The sequence below is a fragment of the Kosakonia sp. H02 genome, from assembly GCA_030704225.1.
In the GTDB taxonomy this organism is placed as follows: domain Bacteria; phylum Pseudomonadota; class Gammaproteobacteria; order Enterobacterales; family Enterobacteriaceae; genus Kosakonia.
In genome coordinates this window covers 706,713-732,099 of record CP131915.1, presented here as the reverse complement: position 1 = coordinate 732,099, position 25,387 = coordinate 706,713, and the positions used below count along the sequence as shown (strand labels likewise).

Genomic DNA, 25,387 nt, shown 5'->3' with positions numbered 1-25,387 from the left:
GTCGGAAGTCAGAATGCAGGGGAAAAGCATGAAAAAGGTCGCGATTGTCGGGTTAGGCTGGCTGGGAATGCCGCTGGCGCTCTCATTAACGGCGCGGGGCTGGCAAGTCACCGGCAGCAAAACCAGCCAGGACGGCGTTGAGGCCGCGCGCATGTGCGGTATCGAAAGCTATTTGCTGAATCTCGAACCGGAACTGGTCTGCGAACCGGAAGATCTCGATGCATTGATGAGCGTCGACGCGCTGGTCATCACTCTGCCTGCACGGCGTAGCGGACCCGGCGAAACGTTTTATCTGCAAGCGATGCAGGAGATTGTCGACAGCGCGCTGGCGTATCGCATTCCGCGGATTATTTTTACCAGTTCGACGTCGGTGTATGGCGATGCGTCCGGCATCGTCAAAGAGAGCACGCCGCGCGAGCCTGTTACCGCCAGCGGTCGCACATTAAAAGAGCTGGAAGACTGGCTGCATAATTTGCCGGGTACGTCGGTCGACATTTTACGCCTTGCGGGCCTTGTGGGGCCGGCGCGCCATCCGGGGCGCTTTCTCGCCGGGAAAACCGCGCCGGACGGCCAGCATGGCGTCAACCTGGTGCATCTGGAAGATGTCATCGCCGCCATTACGCTGTTGCTTCAGTCGCCTAAGGGCGGCCACATTTATAATCTGTGCGCGCCAGGTCATCCTTCGCGGGAGAGTTTCTATCCGGCGATGGCGAGCCAGCTTGGTCTGGAGCCGCCGCATTTTACGGCTTCACACAGTGAGAAGCAGGGGAAGGTTATCGACGGTAGCCGTATTTGTAACGAGTTGGGCTTTGAATATCTCTATCCCGATCCGTTACAGATGCCGCTGGCATAATTATTTTTTAGCAAAAAATGCTATTAAAATGATTAATAATCTCTTAATAGCCTAAAAATCAGCCGGTTAGTCGCAGAGATTCAGTGAGGTAAGTCTCATCGTATTGTCATCGCGCTTCATTCTGGTGCAAAATATGCCGCTGCAAAAAATGAGAAGAGTAACCGACGTCAAACGCGTCGGTTATTTTTTTGCAAGCAATACGCCATTCAATAAAAGAGGCCGGGCTTCGTACCGGATAGATACACATTTAAAAACCGACAGTCGTTGTCGCTGAGGAAAGAACAAAAATGGGGCAATTTTTTGCTTTTGCGACGGCATTCGCCGTACTGGGGGATAGCCATGTCGCATAACGTTACTCCAAAAACCTCTCGCGTGGAATTACGTAAGACCCTTACGCTGATTCCGGTTGTAATGATGGGCCTTGCCTATATGCAGCCGATGACGCTGTTCGATACGTTTGGTATCGTCTCCGGCCTGACCGATGGTCATGTGGCAACCGCGTACGCGTTTGCGCTGGTCGCGATCCTCTTTACTGCGCTGAGCTACGGTAAACTGGTGCGCCGTTTCCCGTCCGCTGGCTCTGCGTATACCTATGCTCAGAAATCTATCTCACCGGCCGTTGGCTTTATGGTGGGCTGGTCATCTTTGCTGGACTATCTGTTCATGCCGATGATCAACATTCTGCTGGCAAAAATTTACTTTGAAGCGCTGGTTCCTTCCGTACCGTCGTGCCTGTTTGTGGTGGCGCTGGTGGCCTTTATGACCATCTCTAACTTGCGCAGCATCAAGACCGTAGCGAACTTCAACACCCTGATTGTGGTTCTGCAAATGGGCATCGTTGCCGTGATTGTTGGGCTTATCATCTACGGTGTGTCGCATGGTGAAGGCGCGGGTACGCTGGTCAGTAGCCGTCCGTTCTGGTCTGAAGGCGCGCATGTGGTGCCGATGATCACCGGTGCGACAATCCTCTGCTTCTCGTTCCTCGGCTTCGACGGCATCTCTTCGCTTTCGGAAGAGACCAAAGACGCAGAACGCGTGATCCCGCGCGCCATCTTCCTGACCGCGCTGATCGGCGGTGTGGTGTTTATCGCGGCATCTTATTTCCTGCAACTGTACTTCCCGGATATCTCGCGCTTTAAAGATCCGGATGCATCCCAGCCGGAAATCATGCTCTACGTTGCGGGTAAAACCTTCCAGTGGGGCGTACTGATTTTCTCCAGCGTCACCGTGCTGGCCTCCGGTATGGCGGCACACGCGGGAGTTTCGCGTCTGATGTACGTGATGGGCCGCGACGGCGTGTTCCCGACCCGTTTCTTCGGTTACGTGCACCCAAAATGGCGTACTCCGGCGTGGAACGTACTGCTGGTTGGCGCCATCGCACTGCTGGCGATTAACTTTGACCTGGTTACTGCGACGGCGCTGATCAACTTCGGTGCGCTGGTGGCCTTCACCTTCGTGAACCTGTCGGTTATCTCTCAGTTCTGGATCCGCGAAAAGCGCAACAAAACGCTGAAAGATCACTTCAACTACCTGGTGCTGCCGGTATGCGGCGCGCTGACCGTTGGTGCGCTGTGGGTGAACCTGGAAGAGAGCTCAATGGTTCTGGGCCTTATCTGGGGCGCTATTGGCCTGATTTACCTGGCCTGCGTTACCCGCAGCTTCCGTAACCCGGTTCCGCAGTACGAAGATATCGCGCAGTAATTACTGCACCTGATGCCATTGAAAACCGGGGGATAAAACCTCCGGTTTTTTATTTCCGGCAGCACGTTAATAACCAAATTAAATATATTAGATAATTTAGTTATTGGTTCCGGCCATGCTGCTTGTGAATAATTTGCGATCTGATTTTTTCTGACGTAGTCACGATTATGTTCTCAATGATAGTAAGTGGATTAATTTGCGGCGCGCTGCTGGGTTTTGTCATGCAGCGCGGGCGCTTCTGCCTGACCGGCGGTTTTCGCGATATGTATATTGCGAAAAATAACCGCATGTTTTATGCCCTGCTGATTGCCATCGCTATTCAAAGCGTCGGCGTCTTTGCCTTCATTCAGGCCGGGGTGCTGCAATACGATGCGGGCGCGTTTCCGTGGCTCGGCACGGTGGTGGGCGGCTACATTTTCGGTCTCGGCATTGTCTATGCAGGCGGCTGCGCTACCGGGACCTGGTATCGCGCGGGCGAAGGCTTGATCGGCAGCTGGATTGCGCTGTTTACCTATATGGTGATGAGCGCGGTAATGCGCTCCCCGCATGCGGCAGGGCTTAACCAGGCGCTGAAAACCTACAGCACTGAACACAACTCCATTGCCGACACCTTTGGTTTCTCCGTCTGGCCGCTGATCGTGCTGCTGGTGGCGGTCACCCTGTGGTTGGTCACCAAAGAGTTACGTAAGCCGAAGCTGAAAGTCGCCTCGCTGCCGCCGCGCCGTACCGGGCTTGCGCATCTTCTGTTTGAAAAGCGCTGGCATCCGTTTGTCACCGCAGTACTGATTGGCCTGATTGCGCTGCTGGCCTGGCCGCTGAGCGAAGCCACCGGACGCATGTTTGGCCTGGGGATTACCTCACCGACCGCCAATATTTTGCAGTACCTGGTGGCAGGGCAGAGCAAATTCCTTAACTGGGGCGTCTTCCTCGTATTAGGCATCTTCCTTGGCTCGTTTATTGCCGCGAAAGCCAGCCGTGAGTTCCGCGTGCGTGCAGCGGATGCGCAAACCACGCTGCGTAGCGGCTTTGGCGGCCTGCTGATGGGTGTCGGTGCCAGCATGGCTGGCGGCTGTTCCATCGGTAACGGTCTGGTGATGACGGCAATGATGACCTGGCAGGGTTGGGTCGGTCTGGCCTTTATGATCCTTGGCGTATGGACGGCGTCATGGTTTTTATATGTTCGTCCACAGCGCAAAGCGAAGCTTGCCGCGGCTGTGGCATAAATTAACAGGAGCTGTTATGGCTGTAAAAAAACTGGATGTGGTGACGCAGGTTTGCCCGTTTCCACTGATTGAAGCAAAAGCGGCGCTGGCAGAGATGGCCAGTGGCGATGAACTGGTTATCGAATTCGACTGCACTCAGGCAACCGAAGCCATTCCGCAGTGGGCGGCCGAAGAAGGCCACGCGATCACCGATTACCAGCAAGTGGGTGATGCCGCCTGGAGCATCACGGTTCAGAAGGCGTAAGCCGCAGGTCCTCCCGTCACCGGGAGGGCATTCTTAAACGATCTCCTCGGCGTATTGCCACAGCGCTTTTAACAGCGCCTGCTTTTCACTGTCCCCTTCGTATTGCTGGAACAGCGCCTGCAACTCCTCGGCGTAGCGTTGCAAATACTCCGGCGTTAAGAAGTTACGACGATGAGCAAGCCAGCGCTGCTGCTCGTTCTCATCCAGCGTGCCGGGGAAGTTGCGCGCCCGGTAGTTAAACAGCAGTTTTTCAATTCGCGCGTCGGCAAAGGTGATATCCAGCGCGGGCAGGTTGCGCGGATCGGTTTCCAGCAGGATTTTCATCGCCGCACGGTCAGCATCACTAAAAAAGCCGTTGTAGATTTGCGCATCCACATTGTCTGAAGGCACAAACGGCTCGGCGTCGGCGAAAATCGCCAGCACTTTTTCCCGCACCTGCGGGTTGTTACGCAAGATCTGCAAATTATCAAAACACTGCTGTCGGTTAATGCCCAGCCGCCCGGCATCCTGCTCACGTAACGTGTTGGCCTGCGCCAGCACCGGGCATTTATTCAGATGCACCAGCTTGACCGGCACCGCCGCGTCCTCGCCCAGATCCGCTTTTGGCGTGTAGAGCCGTTCGCGCAGCGCATCGGCGTCCAGTTCCAGCAGGGGTGACATATCACCGGCCAGATCCACCATAATCACCGCATTGCGGTTTTCCGGGTGCCATGCCAGCGGTGCCACCAAACTGGTGTTGCCGCGCCAGGCACCGAACATGCCGGAAACATGCACCAGCGGCTTCATCTGCGGCACATCAATTAACGTTGCCAGCTTCTGCTTGCTGCGGTGACTGTAGAGGTACTCAAACAGCTTTGGCTGCTTCGCTTTTACCAGTTGCGCCATCGCAATAGTGGCGTACACATCGGCCATTGCATCGTGCGCGTTACTGTGTTCAATGCCGTTGGCTTTGGTCAGATGCTCCAGGCGAAAACTCGGCAGGCCCTCTTCATTTTCCGGCCAGTTGATGCCGTCCGGGCGCAGGGCGTAGCAGGCGCGCATCACATCCAGCAGATCCCAGCGGGAATTGTGGTTTTGCCAGCTCCAGGCGTAGGGATCGTAGAAATTGCGGTAAAAAATATTGCGCGTCACCTCGTCGTCAAAACGCACATTGTTGTAACCGACCACGCAGGTATGGGGCACGGTAAACAGCGCATGAATGCGTTTAGCGAATGCGGCTTCGTTTTCGCCTTTGGCGCGGGCTTGCTGGGGCGTGATGCCGGTTATCAGTACCGCTTCAGGTTGCGGCAGGTAGTCATCCGCCGGTTTGCAATAGAACACTTCCGGCTCGCCAATAACATTGAAATCGGCGTCGGTGCGCAGGGCAGCGAACTGTGCCGGTCGATCCAGCGCCGGGCTGGTACCGAACGTTTCATAATCGTGAAAGAGAAAAGTGGGGGTTGCCGGGGTATCAGACACCAGTTGCTCATCCTGTCAGAAAATATGCCGACTATGGTAAACCATATTTTGTAACATCTGAAATAATAGATTACTCTCCAATCAAACTTTGGGATTGGCATGATATCGAGGCAATTTTTTATTTCGAAAAAGTATGGCAAACCATGTCGCGAGAGGCCTGTGCAAAGTATGTAATTTCGATTTATGGTAGGCAGTAGTCATTTTTACATTCAAAGCTTTGCACCAATCTGCTCACTATTCACACATCTCAATAAATTATCATGCTGAGTTTCAATAATAAGTTATTCCTGCCATCTGATAATAAACAAGATTATTTTCCAAAGGATTACATAGTGGAGCCTTCGAAGGAATAAATGACATTGTATTTCTGCCAAAAGTAAAATGAAGGCATTCTTCAATGCAAGAAAATTAAGCTTGACTAGAGGCTAACAACCACTTCACTGAGCAGGTGAACTTAAGAAATCCCTTCGATGAGAATAGTATGCCGCCATTTCCTTAACCCCGTACATATTCAAATGGCTATTGTCGAAATATAATGGTTTACCATTTTGTAATGGGAAGTCAGGTAGTTTTTTGAAAAAATCCGAGGTGTCTATATATTTTGTTGCTGGGTTGTGAAATGTTAGCTTTGATATTTTCATGTTAGCAGTAAGATAGGACTTGTCAATGCTTATATTAAGAGGGATATTTAAATGCTTAAAGCGTAAGGTTCTTTGTAAGTTATTTGAAAGTAGAGGTGCTTGTGAAATTAGATATATATTTTTACCATGTAATGCCGATAAGTAATTTGCCAGGTTCTTGATGAAATTTGGTGACTGTGTTTGATATGACCACATACCTGAAATAATTATAGTGTCGTATTTGGTGATATTATCATTGACCTTTTCTATCATTAATTCACAGCTGTTTTGAGCCCATTGTTGGAGTTTGTGATAATCAAACCCAGTGATAGGTATACAAGAACTGGACGTAAGTATTTTAAATTCAATTCCAGTGCTATTACCATAAATATTAAAAAATTCATTCAGTTCAGCAGCGTGCGAATCGCCAATAACGAGTATTTTTTTGTCAGAGCCTATATTTCCTTTTAAGCAGTTCCCATGGATTTTTCCATGACAGATTCTCTTAAAATCATCATATTTAGCATATTCGCCTGAATAAGTTGTTTTTATGGTAATGAATTCATTTGTTTTATCAGTAAATGTGCTTACGCTAACAAATATTAAAAAATAACCCATTGAAAAATAAAGAGGTGCCAGCCTGTTATCGCCATGGATTATTTTCCTTTTCGACTCAATGAAATAGTAAGAAAATAGTGTAAAGGTTAAAGTGATCGTAATAAAAGAAATTCCGGAAATGACTGATAAATCATATTGACCTGTAATGTAACGAATGTATGCAAGCACAGGCCAGTGCCATAGATAAAGTGAATATGATAACTTGCCGATATAAACAACGTACTTATTTGTTAGTGATTTTTGGCTATAGCCAGATAAATTAAATTTGTTACCGATAAGTAACAATGCGGTACCAAGACATGGTATGAGATACCATATTCCTGGAAAGCTTTCAGAGGTTATAGTCAGATATGAAACCACAAGAAGCATAATGCCTAATGTAGAGAAATAGAAACTATTAATATTTTTTTTGATTGTATTTTCATATATAACAGCAAAAGAACCAATTAAAATTTCTGAGAACCTTGGAAGCAATGCATAATAATTTTCTGTCGCCCCGTTCATGTTAAAAACAAACATTAATAATGATAAAATAATTATTGTTCCAGAAAAACATAACAATAACCCCTTTCTTTTATTAAGGAGCAATACAATAACAGGCCATGCAAAATAGAAAATCATTTCTATGGAGAGTGACCAGGTATGAAGGAGAGGGTATTCGTAGGATTGAGGCGAGAAATAATCGCCAGCATTTTGAAAGTAAATGTTGGAAGCAAAGAAAAACGCATACATAAAGGAATTTTTATAGTATGCATAATCGCTGGAGGTTAGAATTAAACAACCAATAACTGAAATGGTTACGGTCATAAATAAGTATGCTGGTACTATTCGATTAAATCTTGATTTATAGAAAGCTATAAGTATCGATGGTTTTTCTCCGTCCATACTTAAAAGAATGCCTGTAATTAAATAACCTGATATTACAAAGAAAATATCAACACCAATAAAACCGGCGGGAAGTAATGAACTATTAAAGTGGTAGAGAACCACTGAAAGTACAGCCAGGGCCCTTAGTCCATCAATGTCAGATCTGTATTTTATCATTGGATAACTTTCTAATAATTAAGGAAATAAGTTGAAGTTAACATTAATTTCAGGGCTTGCATTACTCATGATGCCCTCTTGATTACCGACTAAATGAACAAAAGTCAATCTATGAAGCTTACGGGTAAGGAAAAGGTGAACGCATCCATAATAAATTTCTCTAAGCAGGAAGGCTAAGTCAATATCAGGTCATCTAGTTTAGGTCTACATGCCGCTTGAGTCAATTTATAAGCCAACTCATAGCATTGGTGAAAAAAACAAATGTTTATTTATTACCTGCTACATCAAGGAACATTTTCGGCATATGTTTAAAGCTCTTTCAACTTTTGGGGACTAATGACAAAGGCTATTAGATAAACGGAAATAGTGAGGATGAACATAGTCAATAAAAATAGCATTGTGTTAATTATATGGAGATAACGTTTTATTTTTAGTTTCGTAATTGTGAATGAGAAAGGGGACGGGGTATCAGACACCAGTTGCTCATCCTGTCAGAAAATATGCCGACTATGGTAAACCATCGCGGCGTATGTGCCGAATCAAAACCTCGCCATCTTCCGTAGTCGCTCGCAAAAACAGCGGGTTAAAAACCCGTCGTGTCACATTTCTTTGCAATTTAACCAGGTATCGACACACGAAGTTCCGTAAAAAGAACGCCCCCTTTCAGATGTTATTGAGGACATTTCATTGAAACGCCGTTTGTTTGCTGCTTCTTTGCTGGCGGTTTGCGTTAATCACGCCCAGGCCGACGACTTACCTTTTGCCCCACAACCCCCGGCAATCCAGGCCGGATCATGGGTATTAATGGACTACACCACCGGGCAAATCTTAACTGCGGGCAATGAGCATCAGCAGCGTAATCCGGCGAGTCTGACCAAACTGATGACGGGCTACGTCGTCGATCGCGCCATCGACAGCCACCGCATCAGCCCTGATGACGTGGTCACCGTGGGGAAAGATGCCTGGGCGAAAGGCAACCCGGTGTTTGACGGATCGTCGTTGATGTTCCTCAAACCGGGCGATCGCGTGACGGTGCGCGATCTGAGCCGTGGTCTGATTGTCGATTCCGGTAACGATGCCTGCGTGGCGCTGGCGGACCATGTTGCAGGTGGGCAACCGCAGTTCGTGGCGATGATGAACGATTATGTCCAAAAGCTGAATCTGCGTGACAGCCACTTTGAAACCGTCCACGGGCTGGATGCGCCGGGACAGCATAGCTCGGCTTACGATCTGGCGGTGCTGTCGCGTGCCATCATTCACGGCGAGCCAGATTTCTACCATATGTATAGCGAAAAAAGCCTGACGTGGAACGGCATCACCCAGCAAAACCGCAACGGCTTGTTGTGGGACAAAACGCTGAATGTCGATGGGCTGAAAACCGGCCACACTTCCGGTGCGGGCTTTAACCTGATTGCCTCAAGCGTGGACGGGCAGCGCCGTCTTATTGCGGTGATCATGGGCGCAGACAGCCCGAAAGGGCGCGAAGACCAGGCGCGGAAATTGCTGCACTGGGGACAGCAAAACTTCGATACCGTGGAAATTTTGCGCAACGGCAAAAAAGTGGGCAGCGAGCGTATCTGGTACGGCGATAAAGCGCATGTCGATGTCGGCACCGATCAGGACTACTGGCTTGTGCTGCCAAAAGCCGAGTTACAAAATATCAAAGCCAAATATGTGCTGGACCATAAAGAACTGGACGCGCCGCTGGCGGCACACCAGCGGGTGGGTGAAATCGCGCTTTACGATCGCGATAAAGTCATTGCCCACTGGCCGCTGGTGACGCTGGAGAGCGTTGACAAAGGCGGCTGGTTCTCACGTCTGAGCGACTATCTGCACCATAAAGCCTGACGCGAAAATGAGCAGACTGGCGAGCCTGCGAGTCTGCTCGCATAATTGACCAATACGGCAAGCCTGATGGTCGCCGGCCAGATATACTGTATGGGCAAACAGTAATGGAGAGGAGGTCAGTATGGGCTATAACGTCAAGCAGCTTGAAAAGCGCCGTATCGCCGGGTTCCATTTGGTGGGGCCGTGGGAAGAGAAAGTCAAACAGGGCTTTCAACAATTGCTGATGTGGGTTGAGAACAAGCAGATCCAGCCGCTCGAGTGGATCTGTGTTTATTACGATAATCCCGACGAAGTGCCGCCGGAAAAATTGCGCTGCGATGTGGCTATTACCGTTGATAGCACTTTTCAGATCCCTGCCAGCAGTGAAGGGGTTATCACCACTGAAATCCCCGGTGGTCGGTATGCCGTGGCAATGGCGCGAGTCTACAACGAAGAGTTTGAGGCCTGCTGGGATCTCTTTTTTGATGAACTACTAAGCGATCAATCCGTTCAGATTGCTGCCGGTCCCTGTTTTGAGATCTATCAGAACGACGGACAAAGCGACGGCTACTGGGAAATCGAAATGCATATTCCCGTTGAGCCGAAAGTGCTTTAGGTGCAATGCAGGCAAAAAGAGGCCACGGAATCGGTCAGTCGGCCTCTTTTTTGTCTTAAACACGGAGTCGTAGCCAAAAATATCGCTACAATTGCGCCTTTCGTTTTTAACCTGGAGAGCGGGTGTGCGTCGCGACAAATCACTCAGTCCTTTCGAAATTCGTCTTTACCGGCATTATCGCGTCGTGCATGGTGTGCGGATCGCGCTGGCGTTTATTCTTACCTTTTTGCTGATCCGTCTACTGGATGTCCCGGAAGGGACCTGGCCTTTAATAACCCTTGTCGTGCTGATGGGGCCAATCTCGTTCTGGGGCAACGTTGTCCCGCGAGCGTTCGAACGCATTGGCGGCACCATTTTGGGTGCTGCGCTGGGGCTGGTGGCGTTACGACTTGAGTTGATATCGCTGCCTGTCATGCTGCTGTGGTGTGCGGCGGCCATGTTCATGTGCGGCTGGCTGGCACTGGGTAAAAAACCGTATCAGGCGCTGATTATCGGCGTGACGCTTTCCGTGGTGGTGGGCGCGCCCACCGGCGATATGAACACGGCGCTGTGGCGCAGCGGCGATGTCATCATCGGTTCGCTGCTGGCAATGGTGTTCACCGGCATCTGGCCGCAGCGCGCGTTTCTGCACTGGCGTATTCAGATGGCGAACTACGTTACGGCGTTTAATCGCGTCTACCAGGCGGGTTTCTCGCGTAACCTGGTCGAACGGCCGCGTCTGGAAAAGCCGCTGCAAAAAATTCTTAATGATGTGGTGAAAATGCGCGGGCTGATGACCCCCGTCAGTAAAGAGACACATATCCAGAAAGCGATTTTCGAAGCTATCCAGACGGTGAGTCGCAACATGGTATGTATGCTGGAATTGCAAATCAACGCGCACTGGAGCTCGCGCACCAGCCACTTCGTGATGATCAATGCCAGCACGCTGCGGGAAACGCAGCAGATGACGCAGCAAACGCTGTTGACTATCGCCCATGCGCTGTACGAAGGTAACCCGCAACCGATACTCGCTAATACGGAAAAACTCAATGAAATCGTGGCAGAACTGCGTCAGTTGATTGGCGAGCATCAGGGTGATGCGCTGACGGAAACGCCCATTCATGGCTATGTCTGGTTAAGTATGGAGTTAGCGCGTCAGCTGGAATTGCTGTCGCATTTGATCTGTCGGGCATTGCGTAAATAAGCGACGGAAAACAACTTGCGGCTGTCAGGTTGTTTCGATTCAGCTATATTTGCGGTTATGATAGCCAGCAGGAAAACTTATTGTCATGTGCAACGGCTTTGGTTAGGTTTGCCTGTCAGGTCGTTGTGTTAACGAATCCGAATCTCAAATAATCAGGGGTGTAAAAATGGAAACAACGAAGCCTTCATTCCAGGACGTTCTGGAGTTTGTGCGTCTGTTTCGTCGCAAAAACAAACTGCAACGCGAAATTCAGGACGTTGAGAAGAAGATCCGTGATAACCAGAAACGCGTTCTGCTGCTGGACAACCTCAGCGACTACATCAAACCGGGCATGAGCGTGGAAGCCATTCAGGGCATTATCGCCAGCATGAAAACCGACTATGAAGATCGCGTTGACGACTACATCATCAAAAACGCGGAGCTGTCGAAAGAGCGCCGCGAAATCTCTAAAAAACTCAAATCGATGGGCGAACTGAAGTCGGTTGAGCCGAAAGCAGAGTAAAGATCCAGACGGTGGGAGTGCGCCTCTCACCGTACCTGTACGCCTCCCGCCACCATTTTCAGTAAATAGCTTTGCGGCCAGTGCGCCAGCAATCCTCTCTCTTTCAGCCACCTGCGCACCTTATCCACATCGTGGCGAGCCGTATCCAGAAGTAACCCCACCACGCTTCCGCTGTGCGCCACGTTCAGTCCGTATAAACCACCGCGCTCCACCAGCCCGAGCAGGGCGTAAAATTCCGGCTTCGGCAATAGCGCCTGGCTGGCAATCGCGCTCATCGTCGCGGCTTCGCCAAGCAGAGCCGCATCATTCTCCCGGCACGCTCGCTGCAACTTTTGCCATGCCGCACCCAGCGCTTCGGCATTTTCCAGCAATGCCCGCTGGCGCGGCAGGCGGTGATAATCTGCCGTGGTCAGCGTTAATGGGCTTTCCAGCAGCAGCACCTCAATGCGTGGCAAGCCGCCGCAGGCAATGCGTGTTTCGGCGTGGTTATGGTCAAACAGGGTCAATTCTGAAAACAGCGTGCTGTCGGTCGGCTCCAGCGCCACGCAAAGCCGCGCAAGCGTGTTTTCATCCAGTGGTTGCTGAAGATGGCGGGCAGTGGCAACGGCAGTGGCAGCGATATCGGCGGTGCTGCTAGCCATTCCTTTGGCGACGGGGATCGTCGAGTGGCAAGCAATACGGATTTCCTGCGAGAGCGTCGCGGGTAACCGCCAGTGTGCCAGCAGTTGCCGGACCATCGCGCGCGTCAGTGGGCGTTCGTCAGCCAGCGGTGCACCCGTGGTAACTTCGACGCTGCTGTACCAGTCCACCGGGCAGGAGACCAGTTTTTCACCGCCCAGGATCCAGCCCTGGATAATTTCGCCGCAGGATGCGGGACAGACTGCCTGCGCCACGGCGCGACTCCTTTAACAAAGAAACCGAGGATAGTGTCACTTCGCTTGGGTGAACGCCAGTACTTCGCGCAGCGACACCACCTGACCCACCACAATCAGCGCCGGGGCGTGAAAACCCGCCGCCTCGCTGACATCAGCCAGTTGCGCCAACGGCGCACTGACCACCTGTTGCAAAGGCGTACAGGCATGCATGACCACCGCCGACGGCGTCGTTGCCGCTTTTCCACCGGCAATCAGCGCGGCGCAAATCTCCCGTAGCTGCGCCATACCCATCAGGATCACCAGCGTGCCGGTCAGTGCCGCCAGTTTATGCCACTCCTGCGGCTGATTTCCTGCGCGTAAATGGCCAGTCACCACATGGAAGCTGGAGGCATGATCCCGGTGGGTAACCGGAATGCCCGCCGCCGCCAGCCCGCCAATGGCGGAGGTAATGCCGGGGATCACGTCACAGGCAATGCCTGCGTCGTGTAGCGCCTGCGCTTCTTCGCTACCGCGTCCGAAGACAAACGGGTCGCCGCCTTTAAGGCGCACCACCCGCAATCCGCGCCGGGCGCAATCAATCAGTAACTGGTTAATCTGCGGCTGGGGAATAGGGTGGCAATTCGCCTCTTTTCCCACATCGTAAAATTCGCACTGCGCTGGCGCTTCTTCCAGCAGCAGCGGGTTCACCAGCCGGTCATAAATAACTGCCTGCGCCTTTCGCAGACACGCCAGCCCTTTCACCGTCATCAGCCCCGGATCGCCAGGGCCTGCGCCGACCAGCCAGACTTTGCCGCTCATACCGTCGTCTCCGCAGGTTCAGCCAGGGCGATGCGCATCACATCGCGGGCAATCATCAATTCTTCGTTGGTATTGAGCACCGCGACTTTCACCACCGCATGTTCTGACTGGATAAAGGTCGCGTTGCGCTGATTTTTTTCACGGTCCAGCTCTAACCCCAGAAAGTAGAGGTCGTGGCAAATCGCTTCCCGGGCGCGGGCGGAGTTTTCGCCAATGCCGCCGGTAAAGAGCAGGGCATCAATCCCGCCGAGTTGCATAATGTAGCTGCCAATGGTGGCGCGGATGCGTTCGGCAAACAGCGTCAGGGCAAGGCTTGCGCGAGCATTGCCGTTCTGCGCGGCGTGTTCCACATCGCGGTAATCGTTAGAGACGCCCGAAACGCCAAGCAGGCCGGATTCACTGTTCAGCAGGCTGTTAAGCTGCTGCGGCGTTTTGCCTTCCCGCACGGCTACCCACGGTAAAATCGACGGATCGATATCGCCGCTGCGGGTTCCCATCATCACACCGGATTGTGGGGTAAAGCCCATCGACGTATTGACCGAGCGTCCGCCTTTAATGGCGCACACGCTACAGCCATTGCCCAGATGGCAGGAGATCACCCGCAGGGCACTCAGCGGCACGCCGAGTTTTTCTGCCAAAAGGTGGCTGACATATTTGTGGCTGGTGCCGTGAAAACCGTAGCGGCGAACGCCCAAATCCTCGTAGTAGCGCCACGGCAACGGGTAGATAAACGCGCTTTGCTCCAGCGTCTGGTGAAATGAAGTATCAAACACCGCTACGGCGGGCGCATGAGGCAGCGCCTGGCGGAAAATGCGGATCACCGCGGCATTTACCGGATTATGGAGCGGGGCCAGTTCGGCCAGGCGTTCAATTTCTGCCAGCGTGTCGTTGGTCACCCGCGCTGAGTCTTTAAATGCTTCACCACCGTGCGCCACGCGATGACCTGTGCCGTCAATGGCCTCCAGCGACGGGATTATCTTCCGCGCCAGCAGGTTTTCCAGCAGCAGCGTGGCGGCGGCGTGATGATCGGCAATGGCAAGGGTTTCCTGCCACTTTTGCTCGCTCTGCCTGAGGGTAAAAATCGCATCCGCAAAGCCGATGCGTTCAATCAGCCCCTGGCACAGCACCGTGCCTGCGGGCAGTGTCAGAAGCTGAAATTTGAGCGAAGAACTCCCGGCGTTTATCGCCATTATTGTGCGTGACATGAGGACTCCTGGTGTTGAAGAAAAGCGACCACCTCGTCAATACCGCTTCCGGTTTTTGCGCTGGTGATAAAAAGCGGCCCCGCGCCAGACTGCTGCAACCACTGGCTGGCCTGCGCGATTTGTGCCGCGTTTGCCGTGTCGGCTTTGGTCACAATCCCGATGGTTGGGCGGTTCATAGGCAGCGTGAAGCCAGGCGAAAAGGGACATATATACGCGTCGGCGTTAAGTGCGAGTGCAATCACATCCGCCTCGCAGGCGCTGGCGAGTAACGCGCTGTACAGGCAGCGGTTTTCCAGATATTCGCCGGGGGTATCAATCGCCTCCGGCAGCCAGACAATTGCCTGGGTTTTTTGATATGCCATCACTTCACCGCGTAGCCGCTGGATGAGGGAGGTTTTCCCGCACTGGCTGGGGCCAATCAGCATTATTCGTTTCATGGCCTCAGGTCCTTGTGACCGGGCAGGCGGTAAAATGCAGCATTTCACCGAGCGTACGCGTAACCTGGCGCAGCGCGTATTCCACGGCGGAAACATCACCAGTCAGCACCACCGCGCCGGTAAAACGGTCGATAAAACCAATCTCCACCGCACCGGATTTGGTGGCGATATCGCAGGCGATAATCGAGGCTTCGCTGGGCGTGATGGTCAAAATGCCAATCGCAGAGACCGCCTCGTTTAACCCCAGCTTCTGGTACAGCCCTTTGCCCGGGTTGGCAATAAGATGCGCCAGCGTCACCTGCTTGCCCGGCACATACTCCTGAATCATGCGTTCGGTTGTCTGCTCCATTACCCCTCCACAATCTGTCGCCACATCGCTTCATGCGGACGCGGGATAACCGTGCGATAAACCAGCAGGCCTTTCTCACCGGCACTTTCACTGGCAACGGAGACGGCGTTTTCCACATCGGAGATATCGCCACTGACCACCATGTAACATTTGCCACCGATACCGAAGGCCATATGCACACGCACCAGCGTGACGTTTGACGCCTTCACCGCGCGGTCTGCGGCGCTGACGCAGGCGGCAACGCTCCAGGTTTCTACCACGCCAAGGGCCTGGCGCTGTTCGACGGCATTCAGACCGCTTATGGCAGGCAGCACGCTGGCGTGGATATTCGCCAGTACAAGGCTGTCTACCAGCATCTCGCCAGCCAGACTGTCACCAGCCGTGATGGCCTGCTGCACCGCACCCACATCGCCGCCGATCATCAGCAAAAATTTGCCGGGGCACAGCGTCTTACTCACCAGTAGCGTGACGTTGGCACTTTTGAGCATCACGTCGCCAAGCTCCATGCCCTTCGCAATACTGGTCAGTTCTAAAATTCCAATCGCCTGAGACATGGTTATCCTCTTACTACCGTTATGGTCTGTTCAGTTACGGCGCTGACCGTGCCGTCGATGCTGGCGTGGACGGGTGCGCCGAGCGCGCCATCGGGAATAGAGGCAATGCACTGGCCGCGCGTGACCGCCGTACCTTGTTGCACACAGGGCACGGCGGGGACACCAATATGCTGGCGCAGCGGCAGGCAAACCTGTAAGGGTTCAACGGTAAGTTGCGTGAGTGGAGCCTCCTGATACCAGTCGTTGAGCGCGAGCTTACTAATGAGCCGTTTCACCGGGATCAAGCGATAGCGTGCCATTGCATCCGCCTCGCGCAGCGGGCCTTGATAACGCGCGCCGTGCTGGCGCAGTTCGTTTTTCAACAAGCGGTTGACGCGCATCGGGGAAATACCCACCGGGCAGGCAACGCTTTCGCAGACATTGCACTCTGAACAGGTCAGGGCGCTGAGCACGGTTTGCGGGGTGGCAACCTCTTTATAGTTCACGGCGCGAACCAGCAGGTGTGGCGAAAGTTCATGACCAATCAGATGGCGCGGGCATAAATCGGTGCATAAGCGACACTGTTCGCAGACGGTGCGGGCAATGGCCAGTACCGTGCGGTCATCCTGCATGCGGCGCTGAATCAGCGGGTGCGATTTTGGCAATACCAGTAAGCCGCCGGTGGTTTTCGTCACTGGTGCATCCAGCGAGGGCAGCAGTGCGCCCATCATCGGGCCGCCGTTGATAAACCCCGGATCGTCGATGGTGGCTCCGCCCGCCAGCGCCAGCACGTCGCGAAGCCGCATACCCAGCGGCACGGTGACCGTGAGGGGATGGCGCACGGCACCGTTGACCGTCAGCGTACGACGCGTCACAGGGTATTGTTGCTCGACGGCGCGGGCAATGTTCAGCACCGTCTGCACATTGTTGACCACCACGCCGACGCTGACCGGCAGCGCGGCAGGCGGCACGCGCCGCCCGGTTGCCAGCCAGATGGTGATCACTTCATCCCCCGCCGGGTAGACATCCGGCAGAATATGCAGTCGAATCTCGGGCGGCAACAAAGGCATCAGGGCCGCGATCGCGGCGTGATATTTCTCTTTCAGCGCGATAATGCCTTCGCGCGCGCCGGTCGCCTGCATGCCATACAGCACGCCGCGTACCAGACGCGCAGCCTGTTGCGGCATCAACTGCTGGTCGACTTTGAGCATCGGTTCGCATTCCGCGGCGTTAATCAGAAATATCTCTACCTGTGCCTGCAACTTCACATAGGTCGGGAAACCCGCACCGCCCGCGCCCACGACACCCGCATCACGAACGCGCTGGCGGATGATTTCTGGCGTGGCGGGCGTCAGTTCACCCCACGGGCTGGCAACCAGGGCGGCTTCGCTCACAATAATGCCTCCAGCAGTTCACGCACGTCATCGGCCGTGGCAGGACGCGGGTTGGTTTTCAGCGTCACGTCAGCCAGCGCTGCCTGCACCATAGAAGGAATGCGCTCGCGCCAGCGAGAGCGGGAATCTTTCAGCGCGCTCGCCAGCCCAGGCAGCCCGCACTGCTGCTTGAGCAGCTCTATCTGGCGGATAAGCGCGTTAACTGCCACGGTGTCATTCGCCGTTGACGGGCAGAAATGGCAGGCTCTCGCCAGGCGGGCATAACGTTTCGCTGCCCGCGCATCGGCTGTATTAAAGCGGATCACCGCCGTCATCAGCAGCGCATTCGCCAGCCCGTGCGGCAGGTGAAACTGGCCGCCAATCTGGTGGGCAATCGCATGGTTTATTCCCAGCCCCGCCTGGCTGAATGCCATTCCGGCCAGGGTCGAGGCGTTATGCATTTTGCCGCGCGTGGCGAGGCAGTCTCCTTTGTGTACGGCGACGGGCAGGTACTGAAACACCAGTTGCGCGGCTTTTTCTGCCAGCGCATCGGTAAAGTCGCTGGCATGGGGCGAGACATACGCTTCCAGCGCGTGGGTCAGGACATCCATTCCGGTGTTGGCGGTAATGGCGGGCGGTACGCTAACCACCAGCGCCGGATCAAGGATCGCGATATCGGGATAGATGGCATCATCAAAAAGCGGGTATTTAATGCCTTTTTCCGGGTCGCTAATCACGCAGGCGCTGGTAACCTCAGAGCCGGTACCGCTGGTAGTCGGAATGGCGATGCACGTTTCAATGTTGATATCGGATTTCTTACTGAACCAGACAATCGCTTTGGCGGCATCCAGCGCGGAGCCGCCGCCAAAACCGATCACCACCTGCGGTTTCAGGGTATGCATCTGTGCTATTCCGGCGACAACCGTCGCAATGGTGGGATCCGGCGTGATCTCACTAAACACGCTTATCGGATTGTCCTGCGGGATGGCTTCGCGCAGCATGTTAATGAGCGGCGAGTGCGCCAGAAAACCATCGCAGACTATCCAGATATGCTTGTTGTGAAAGCGTCCCAGCACCTGGAGGCTTCCTGCGCCGCTGTAAAGCCGCGTCTGTAGCGAAAATCTGTTCATGGGCGCCCCGGTCAGCGAATCGAAAAACCGTTGGTCAGCACGCAGCGGCGAGAACGAGCAAAACTCTTCGCCGAAGTGGTGCCTTCGCCAGTGGGCGTGGCGATAGTGAAGGTGGTAAAGCCTTCACCGCCAACGCCAATTCCGGCGTAAGACGGACCGTTTTTCACAAAGATAGAGGTTTGCAAGCTGCGGGCAGCCAGGTTGAGCCGCGAGACGTTTTGTGAATGCATGACGGCGGTGTGGTGCAAGCCGTCCTCCACCACTAACGCCAGCGCCAGTGCGGCCTCGAAATCCGCGACCCGCACCACCGGCAGCACCGGCATCAGTTGTTCCGCAGTCACCAGCGCATCGTCACCCGCCACGTCGGCAATCAACAGACGCGGTGCTTTGGGCGGCACGCTTAATCCGGCGGCTTGCAGAATGGCAGACGGGCTTTTGCCCACCAGTTTTTTATTCGCTACGCCATCAATAATGCAGGCTGCGCGCAGCTTATCGATATCGCTGCCGGTGATGCGTAGCGCGCCAAATGCCTGCATTTGTTGCACCAGTCGATCGGCGACGCTTTCCACCACAATCAGGCTTTTTTCGGCAATACACGGCAGGTTGTAGTCAAACGACGCGCCGTTAATGATGTCTTCTGCGGCTTTTACCACATCGGCGGTTTCATCGACGATGCACGGCGGGTTGCCGGCTCCTGCGCCAATCACTTTTTTGCCGCTTTTTAACCCCATCATGACAATGCCCGGCCCGCCCGTTATCGCCAGTAAGGCAATTTGCGGATGAGCCATCATCTGCTGAGTGGCTTCGAAGGTCGGTTCCGCCACGGTCACCACCAGGTTGCGGATGCCGGTGCTGCGAAAAGCGATATCTTCAATCATGCGAATCAGCTTCAGTGAGACGTTTTTGGCTCCGGGATGCGGGCTAAAGTAAATGGTGTTGCCCGCAGCCAGCATGCTGATGCTGTTATTGATGATGGTTTCGGTCGGGTTGGTACTTGGCGCCACTGAACCGACAACACCAAACGGTGAGTACTCGAACAGCACCATGCCGCCATCGCCGGTTAAGGCGGTAGTGGTGAGATCCTCAATACCTGGGGTGTTCTCCAGCGCTGCTTTGTTTTTCAATAGTTTGTCTTCTTTATTGCCCATTCCGGTTTCGCCGGCACTCTCTTCGGAAAGCTGCGCCAGGTGCGGAGCCAGCTCATCGCGCAGGCTATTGATAATGGCGCTGCGGGTTTTTAACGGGCATTGCTGATAACGCAAAAACGCCTGGTGCGCTGCCTCAATCGCCTGGGCGGGCGTAGCAAAAATGCCTTTGTCGCCCGTGCTTTTTGCCTGCGCGGGGGTAAGCTGCTCGCTCAGAATGGTGCGAATAAGGGTTTCCAGTTCTGACGTATTCATTGATTTTTTCCCATCTTAATCGCCGCAACTGCGGCCTGAGCAATGTCCATGTCCTGTTCAACGGAGCCGCCGCTGATCCCAAGACCACCAATAATGTTGCCGTTGCGCCACAGCGGAACACCGCCGCCAAAGGTGACGACTTTGCCCGCCATTTGCGCCTCCAGCCCGTAGAGCGGGCCACCCGGCTGCACAACGCCCGCGAGTTCATGGGTGGAGGATTTCATTGCTACTGCGGTCCAGGCTTTTTTCGGTGCCAGTTCGCTGCTGACCAGTAGCGCGTCCGGCATCCGCCAGGTGAGCATGCCGATACCGTGGGCATCCACCACGCTTATCACTACCGGCACGCCAATTGCGTCGGCGCGCTCCATTGCCGCTCTGACAAGCTGATGCAGTTCATGAAAAGAGAGTGACATGCTGCCCGACTCCTGGGTGTGTCGAGCCGCGGCACGGTAACGTGTTGCTACCTCGTCAATAAGGCGTTGCTGGTGGGCGAGGTGATCCTCCAGCCGCGCCAGCGCGTATAAACAGTCGGAAAGGCGGTTGATATAGCGCAGCAGCACCTGACGCACGTTGGCCTGTTCGCTCAATTCCACCAGCCGACGCTCGGCGCGGCGGGCGAGGGTGCGGGCGAAGTGCAACCGGCTGGCTGGCTCGCAGCGCCCCGGCAAAATAAAACTGTGCACGTCATCCACCTGTGCCATGGCGCGATCGATGGCCTGTTCCAGGGCGTCAATCTCTTCAGTGCTGATGTACCGTTGCCCGGCGGTTTGGTTTTCGTTTTCACTTGCCAGTTCGGCGCTGAACCAGAAAATCTGCAACTGCACGGCATCGAGAAAGGATTTCATATCCACCGACTGCACAGCACAGGCGCACAGACTGAGCGCCGAGTTCAGTTCATCCAGCGTGCCGTAAGTTTCCACGCGCGGGTGGGTCTTGCTGACTCGCTGGCCGCTAAACAGCGCCGTGGTGCCGGCATCGCCCGTTCGGGTATAAATGGCCATCTTCGCTCCTTAAGGCGCCAGCGTGTCGACAATGCCCACCACCGCTAAATCGATGGCTTCATTCGGCATGCCAAATACATGCCGTGCGCTGGAGCCACTGCTTAGCAAGACCAGTTCGCCCACACCTGCGCCGACAGAATCCACTGCCACCTCATCACCCTGTGACGGGTTGAGCGGCAGCTCGCCTTCGAGCGTGACCCGGCGCACCAGCAGCAGCTTTTTCCCGACCAGCGACGGCGATTTTTGTGTCGATACCACCGAGCCTGTTACGCGTGCGAGATGCATGATTCACTCCTGCTTAACCAGTTGTATGTATTGGGTCTGCGCTGCCTCGCGGGCAAGCGCAGTGATCACGGTCTTGCGTGAGGTGACCAGCCAGCCGCCGCGCAATCCGGCGATGTCCCGGTAGCTAAGAACATTTTTCAGATGTAGCCGCACCGCTGCGCCATGCGCATCGCACCACCGGCACGGCACGCGGGCAAGATCGCGCAGCGGCAGATGGGCGAAACTGCGGACAGGCAACGTCACGCAGACCTCCATTCCCAGCGATAACGCTTCAAACAGATTCGCCACTGCCGTGTTATCGCTATCGCCCTCCGCCAACTGGCAGATAAACGGTAAATCTGTGTGCGCTATCGACAGCCTGTCGTGTGCCAGAAACAGCTTCAGCACCGTGGCATGGCGCAACTGCTCCTGGCTTAGCGTCACCGGATTACCGCTGCGCGCCGCCAGGCGGGCGACAATTAGCTCGACGATGTGGCGGATCTGCGCGTCGGTCATGGGCGTTTAACCAACCGGGCAAAGGCGTTGGGAGCGTCAGCCCCGGACGCATTGGCTTCATCGGTATCAATATGCATTTCGAGGCGCATATCGGGCGAAACCCGCACCGCCACATCGTCAAGAAGGGTGCGACGACCGCTGCCTTCAATGGCGACGCATACCGTGTCACCATGAGAAACGCGCGATACCAGCGCATCGAGTGGCGACATGTGAATATGGCGCTGGGCAACAATCACGCCGCTTTCCAGTTCAATTTCCGCCCACGGGCTAACCAACTTCACGCCGGGTGTGCCGCTGAGATTGCCGGACATACGCAGCGGTGCCGGGATGCCCAGCGTACGGGCGTCGGTGCGGGAGATTTCCACCTGGCTCACGCTGCGCAGCGGTGCGAGTAAGCGGACGTTTTTCAACTCGCCTTTGGGGCCAACCAGCGTCACGGTTTGTTCGGCGGCAAACTGCCCGGGCTGTAACAGCGCCTTTTTCTCGGTTACCGGCATGTTCGGGAACAAGCGGTCATAATCCCGCTTCGAAAGATGGATATGTCGGTTCGATATACCCAGCGGGATAGGGCGCAAGCGCATCTCATCCAGTACCTGGGTGACAACATTTTCGACTAACTGCTTATCCATAGTGATTTACCTTGCGTTGTTATTTACCTTGCATCGTTATTCACTTCGCTGGCCGCTATGCAGGCATAGCGAGCGCGGCTCCCCTTTCTGACGCGGGCACGCCGGATCGAGACAGAGATTGCAGGTAACCCGTTGTTCCAGGCTTGCGGGCGGTAACGGTTCCGGTGCAACCGCGGTCACCTGCAATGCAGCCAAAGGCGCCTTTTCCACTCCCTCAGGCTGCGGGACGGCAGGAAAAATTCCCGCGCCGGGGCGCGCAATGACTTTTTGCGCCACCAGCCCGCCCTGCGCCTGGGCCACGCTTGCGCCGTTGACAATGGCCGACTGCACAGACGCCACATCTCCGGCAATTTTGATCACCGTCCAGCCTGAGCCATTGGTTTTTTCCAGACCCAGCAGCGTGATGGACGCGGCTTTCGCCATGGCATCCGCGCAATTGATGGCCAGCGCCAGACCACTAACTTCCAGTAAACCCAGTGATTGCTTCACGCTGTCTTCCTCCGGCCGTCAGGCGGATTTCGGTAAAATGGCTTCGACGTCGCTGTGCGGGCGCGGAATAACGTGGCACGACTTCACTTCGCCCACCGCGCTGGCGGCAGCGGCACCAGCGTCAACGGCCGCTTTTACTGCGCCGACATCGCCGCGCACCATCACGGTGACAAGCCCGGAGCCGATTTTTTCGTAGCCCACCAGTTGCACGTTAGCCGACTTCACCATGGCGTCGGCGGCTTCGATGGCACCCACCAACCCTTTTGTTTCAACCAATCCCAATGCGTTGTTCATACTGCGATTCTCCTGTGGATGGATAAGCGGGTTACCGGAACGGTATCCCTTTCACCAGGCGGGCGGCATTGCTGCCAGCGATGCGCCGTGCCTGACTTTCGGCATATTGCATCAGCGTAAAAAGCGGCGCCGATGCGGGTAAATTTCGATAGTGGATAACCAGTTGCTGGCCGTCACAGGCGATACCCACCAACAGCGCAGACTGGTTTGCCGCCTGCCAGGCGCTGGACACCACGTCCTGCCCGTCAGCTTCTTGCCAGTGCCATGGGATCCCTTCTTCTTCGATGCCCCACAGCACCTCCTGCCACAGCGACTGGCAGTCGCCGTGGGCGTGAATAACAATCGCCGGGCTCTCCTGATTAGCGCTCATGGGTCGATTCCTTATGCCAGGCGAGAACCAGCCCGGTGGCGACGGCGTTGCGCGGGCCTTCAACGCCGCGAATATTCCCGCGACCGGCAACCAGCCGGTAGTGGGCGAGGGCGTCGGTGACCAGTTGTGGCACTTCAAAATCCAGTGATGAACCGCCAACCAGCACCACAAACGGGATGTCGCGGATATTGCCGGTGGGGCTAACCTGGCGCAGCGCACGCAGGGCATTGGTGACGAAGACGCGCTCTTTCGCGCTTCGGCGGATCAGGCGGATTTTTTCCAGTGACAGATCGCCAGGCAGCGGTACAAGTTCATCGGGTTTCACCACACAAACCCGCGCGAAAACGTCCGGTGGCAGGGCGCTGGGGAAGAACTGCACGCTGCCGTCTTCATGGCGCAGATGGAACAAGCTTTCGACTTTGGCGAGAGGATATTTTTTGATCTCTTCTGCCAGGTAACGATCCGTAAGCCCCAGTTCACGGGCGATGATCATGGTGACCATATCCCCGGCTCCGGCCAGATGGGTGGCGATAATCTCGCCCTGGGCATTGATAATGGAGGCATCGGTTGAACCCGCGCCAAGATCGAGGATCGCCAGCGGTCGGGTCGTGCCGGGGGTGGTCAGCGCACCCAGAATGGCGGCTTCGGCTTCCGCGCCGCCGACCTGCACATCAATATGCAGTTTTTGTTCAATTTCGTGGGCGATCATCGCCATCTGCAAACGGTCAGACTTCACCATGGAGGCAATGCCAACCGCCTGCTCCAGCGAAAATTCACCGGCCAGGCCCCCCGTGACGCTGACCGGCACGGCGGTATCCACAGCCAGAAGATCCTGAATGTAAACCTCACTACTCGGCTTGTTGGTCAGTTCCGCCATTGTCTGGCGCACGTGCTCCAGCATGCCGCCAATGTTGGTGCCCGCTTCGCCAGTGACGTTATCGAGCTGGGGGCAGGCTTCGACGGCTTTCATAATGGTCTCCGCCCCGGCGGCCACATCCACCCGCACGGAGCGCCCATTACTGAGCAGCTCAATATTGCCTGCCGGAATTGAACGTGCTTTCACATCACCAGACGGCGTTTTCACCACCACCGCAGAGCGGTTGCCAATCAGCGCACGGGCGACGGGCACAATATTTTTTGTCTCGTCGGCGTTGAGCGAAAAGACGGTGGCGATTCCGTAAGGGTTGGAGAGGCTTTCGATCACTTTGCCCGGCAGCGCCACTTCCACCGCCGCCAGCATGCCGAGCGGAATGCGGTCGATATAGAGCACTTCATCCACGATGGGCAGCGGACGATCGAGGCGGTTATTCACCAGCACCCCGTCGTCGCGCTGTAAAATCACGCCGTTTATCTGGTAACCGGCCTGGCTCGCGGCATTGATCATTCGCGCAACGTCAGCAAAGTCGAAGGCGCTTGAGACCACCAGAATGTAGGGCTGTTCCGCCGGGCGTGACAGCAGCTCGTCGGGCGTGATGGTAATGCCAACCCCCAGCCCGACACCGCCGGGGGTTTTCGGGTTGTGACCAATCATGGTCGATTCGGTAATGATGGTTTCGGTGATAGTTTCCATCGCCACATCGCCAATTACCGGCGTCGCTTCGTTAATGCGGATAAGTGAAATATCGCTGACAGAGATACCGGCGTGTGTTACTGCGCCGTTCAAGGCTTCCTGAATACCGAACACATTGCGCAGCGTCCCCTTGATGCCAGTGGTTTCCGCCAGCGCGCTGCTTACAATGGTCAGCGCACCGCGGTTATCCAGCGCGGCGAGCGCCACTTCAGTGGAGGCGTTGCCAATATCAATGCCAGCTATATAACGCATACATCATCCTTGC

The 25,387-nt window shown here is 54.8% G+C and carries 27 protein-coding genes; 8 read left to right on the top strand and 19 right to left on the bottom strand.

The window, feature by feature from the left end; genetic code table 11:
- Window positions 1–28: 28 nt before the first annotated feature.
- The 4 genes from Q5705_03600 (at window position 29) to tsuB (ending at window position 4,021) form a co-directional block, all read left to right on the top strand.
- Window positions 29–853, top strand: coding sequence for an SDR family oxidoreductase (locus tag Q5705_03600; protein WLI77655.1), 825 nt, complete (start codon window positions 29–31; stop codon window positions 851–853).
- Between the two features lie 339 nt (window positions 854–1,192).
- Complete coding sequence (locus Q5705_03595) at window positions 1,193–2,554, top strand: APC family permease (GenBank protein ID WLI77654.1); 1,362 nt, start codon at window positions 1,193–1,195, stop codon at window positions 2,552–2,554.
- 167 nt (window positions 2,555–2,721) lie between these two features.
- Window positions 2,722–3,777 carry a thiosulfate utilization transporter TsuA/YeeE gene (gene tsuA / locus Q5705_03590; GenBank protein ID WLI77653.1) on the top strand — a complete coding sequence of 352 codons (1,056 nt, stop codon included), beginning with the start codon at window positions 2,722–2,724 and terminating at the stop codon, window positions 3,775–3,777.
- Window positions 3,778–3,793: 16 nt separating this feature from the next.
- Window positions 3,794–4,021: a thiosulfate utilization sulfurtransferase TsuB/YeeD gene (tsuB, locus tag Q5705_03585; protein ID WLI77652.1), complete on the top strand. Its 228-nt coding sequence runs from the start codon at window positions 3,794–3,796 to the stop codon at window positions 4,019–4,021.
- A 33-nt stretch (window positions 4,022–4,054) separates the two neighbouring features.
- On the opposite strand, the gene sbcB is transcribed toward tsuB, so the two are convergent.
- Complete coding sequence (gene sbcB, locus Q5705_03580) at window positions 4,055–5,479, bottom strand: exodeoxyribonuclease I (protein WLI77651.1); 1,425 nt, start codon at window positions 5,477–5,479, stop codon at window positions 4,055–4,057.
- 437 nt (window positions 5,480–5,916) lie between these two features.
- The gene (locus tag Q5705_03575) at window positions 5,917–7,761 is read right to left on the bottom strand and encodes an acyltransferase family protein (protein ID WLI77650.1); all 1,845 of its coding nucleotides are present in this window, start codon (window positions 7,759–7,761) and stop codon (window positions 5,917–5,919) included.
- A gap of 687 nt (window positions 7,762–8,448) precedes the next feature.
- Between Q5705_03575 and dacD the strand changes: the two genes are divergently transcribed.
- The 4 genes from dacD (at window position 8,449) to Q5705_03555 (ending at window position 11,889) form a co-directional block, all read left to right on the top strand.
- A complete protein-coding gene (gene dacD, locus Q5705_03570) occupies window positions 8,449–9,609 on the top strand; it encodes a serine-type D-Ala-D-Ala carboxypeptidase DacD (GenBank protein ID WLI77649.1) in 1,161 nt (386 codons plus the stop codon).
- Window positions 9,610–9,730: 121 nt separating this feature from the next.
- Complete coding sequence (gene sbmC, locus Q5705_03565) at window positions 9,731–10,204, top strand: DNA gyrase inhibitor SbmC (protein ID WLI77648.1); 474 nt, start codon at window positions 9,731–9,733, stop codon at window positions 10,202–10,204.
- Window positions 10,205–10,328: 124 nt separating this feature from the next.
- The gene (locus Q5705_03560; GenBank protein ID WLI77647.1) at window positions 10,329–11,387 is read left to right on the top strand and encodes an FUSC family protein; all 1,059 of its coding nucleotides are present in this window, start codon (window positions 10,329–10,331) and stop codon (window positions 11,385–11,387) included.
- 166 nt (window positions 11,388–11,553) lie between these two features.
- Window positions 11,554–11,889, top strand: a complete 336-nt coding sequence (locus Q5705_03555) for a DUF496 family protein (protein WLI77646.1) — start codon at window positions 11,554–11,556, stop codon at window positions 11,887–11,889.
- A gap of 26 nt (window positions 11,890–11,915) precedes the next feature.
- Here the strand turns inward: Q5705_03555 and Q5705_03550 are convergent, their stop codons facing one another.
- From Q5705_03550 to Q5705_03470, 17 genes are read right to left on the bottom strand one after another with little or no spacing between them, the layout of a single operon-like run.
- Window positions 11,916–12,782, bottom strand: coding sequence for an L-threonine kinase (locus tag Q5705_03550; GenBank protein ID WLI77645.1), 867 nt, complete (start codon window positions 12,780–12,782; stop codon window positions 11,916–11,918).
- 36 nt (window positions 12,783–12,818) lie between these two features.
- Window positions 12,819–13,562, bottom strand: a complete 744-nt coding sequence (gene cobA, locus Q5705_03545) for a uroporphyrinogen-III C-methyltransferase (protein WLI77644.1) — start codon at window positions 13,560–13,562, stop codon at window positions 12,819–12,821.
- Window positions 13,559–14,767 (bottom strand): acetate/propionate family kinase, encoded by a 1,209-nt coding sequence (locus Q5705_03540; protein ID WLI77643.1) that lies wholly within the window; start codon window positions 14,765–14,767, stop codon window positions 13,559–13,561. Before Q5705_03540 ends, cobA begins: the two co-directional genes overlap by 4 nt.
- A complete protein-coding gene (locus tag Q5705_03535; protein WLI77642.1) occupies window positions 14,752–15,204 on the bottom strand; it encodes a EutP/PduV family microcompartment system protein in 453 nt (150 codons plus the stop codon). The genes Q5705_03540 and Q5705_03535 overlap by 16 nt, the downstream gene beginning before the upstream one ends.
- Before the next feature lie 4 nt (window positions 15,205–15,208).
- Complete coding sequence (gene pduU, locus Q5705_03530) at window positions 15,209–15,553, bottom strand: propanediol utilization microcompartment protein PduU (GenBank protein WLI77641.1); 345 nt, start codon at window positions 15,551–15,553, stop codon at window positions 15,209–15,211.
- Window positions 15,553–16,107 carry a propanediol utilization microcompartment protein PduT gene (pduT, locus tag Q5705_03525; protein ID WLI77640.1) on the bottom strand — a complete coding sequence of 185 codons (555 nt, stop codon included), beginning with the start codon at window positions 16,105–16,107 and terminating at the stop codon, window positions 15,553–15,555. The genes pduU and pduT overlap by 1 nt, the downstream gene beginning before the upstream one ends.
- Window positions 16,108–16,109: 2 nt before the next feature.
- Entirely contained in the window at window positions 16,110–17,465 is a 1,356-nt protein-coding gene (locus Q5705_03520) for an SLBB domain-containing protein (protein ID WLI78958.1), read from the bottom strand.
- Between the two features lie 11 nt (window positions 17,466–17,476).
- The gene (locus tag Q5705_03515) at window positions 17,477–18,589 is read right to left on the bottom strand and encodes a 1-propanol dehydrogenase PduQ (GenBank protein WLI77639.1); all 1,113 of its coding nucleotides are present in this window, start codon (window positions 18,587–18,589) and stop codon (window positions 17,477–17,479) included.
- 11 nt (window positions 18,590–18,600) lie between these two features.
- A complete protein-coding gene (gene pduP, locus Q5705_03510; GenBank protein WLI77638.1) occupies window positions 18,601–19,989 on the bottom strand; it encodes a CoA-acylating propionaldehyde dehydrogenase PduP in 1,389 nt (462 codons plus the stop codon).
- On the bottom strand, window positions 19,986–20,990 hold the full coding sequence (gene pduO, locus Q5705_03505; protein ID WLI77637.1) for a two-domain cob(I)yrinic acid a,c-diamide adenosyltransferase PduO: 1,005 nt from the start codon (window positions 20,988–20,990) through the stop codon (window positions 19,986–19,988). The genes pduP and pduO overlap by 4 nt, the downstream gene beginning before the upstream one ends.
- A gap of 9 nt (window positions 20,991–20,999) precedes the next feature.
- Complete coding sequence (locus Q5705_03500; protein WLI77636.1) at window positions 21,000–21,275, bottom strand: EutN/CcmL family microcompartment protein; 276 nt, start codon at window positions 21,273–21,275, stop codon at window positions 21,000–21,002.
- Window positions 21,276–21,278: 3 nt separating this feature from the next.
- On the bottom strand, window positions 21,279–21,770 hold the full coding sequence (gene pduM / locus Q5705_03495; GenBank protein WLI77635.1) for a PduM family microcompartment protein: 492 nt from the start codon (window positions 21,768–21,770) through the stop codon (window positions 21,279–21,281).
- Window positions 21,767–22,399, bottom strand: a complete 633-nt coding sequence (locus Q5705_03490) for a phosphate propanoyltransferase (GenBank protein WLI77634.1) — start codon at window positions 22,397–22,399, stop codon at window positions 21,767–21,769. Before Q5705_03490 ends, pduM begins: the two co-directional genes overlap by 4 nt.
- 36 nt (window positions 22,400–22,435) lie before the next feature.
- Window positions 22,436–22,888, bottom strand: coding sequence for a BMC domain-containing protein (locus tag Q5705_03485; GenBank protein WLI77633.1), 453 nt, complete (start codon window positions 22,886–22,888; stop codon window positions 22,436–22,438).
- 18 nt (window positions 22,889–22,906) lie between these two features.
- Window positions 22,907–23,182: a propanediol utilization microcompartment protein PduJ gene (gene pduJ, locus Q5705_03480; protein ID WLI77632.1), complete on the bottom strand. Its 276-nt coding sequence runs from the start codon at window positions 23,180–23,182 to the stop codon at window positions 22,907–22,909.
- Between the two features lie 31 nt (window positions 23,183–23,213).
- Window positions 23,214–23,552: a glycerol dehydratase reactivase beta/small subunit family protein gene (locus Q5705_03475; GenBank protein WLI77631.1), complete on the bottom strand. Its 339-nt coding sequence runs from the start codon at window positions 23,550–23,552 to the stop codon at window positions 23,214–23,216.
- Window positions 23,542–25,374 (bottom strand): diol dehydratase reactivase subunit alpha, encoded by a 1,833-nt coding sequence (locus Q5705_03470; protein WLI77630.1) that lies wholly within the window; start codon window positions 25,372–25,374, stop codon window positions 23,542–23,544. The genes Q5705_03475 and Q5705_03470 overlap by 11 nt, the downstream gene beginning before the upstream one ends.
- Window positions 25,375–25,387: the final 13 nt, after the last annotated feature.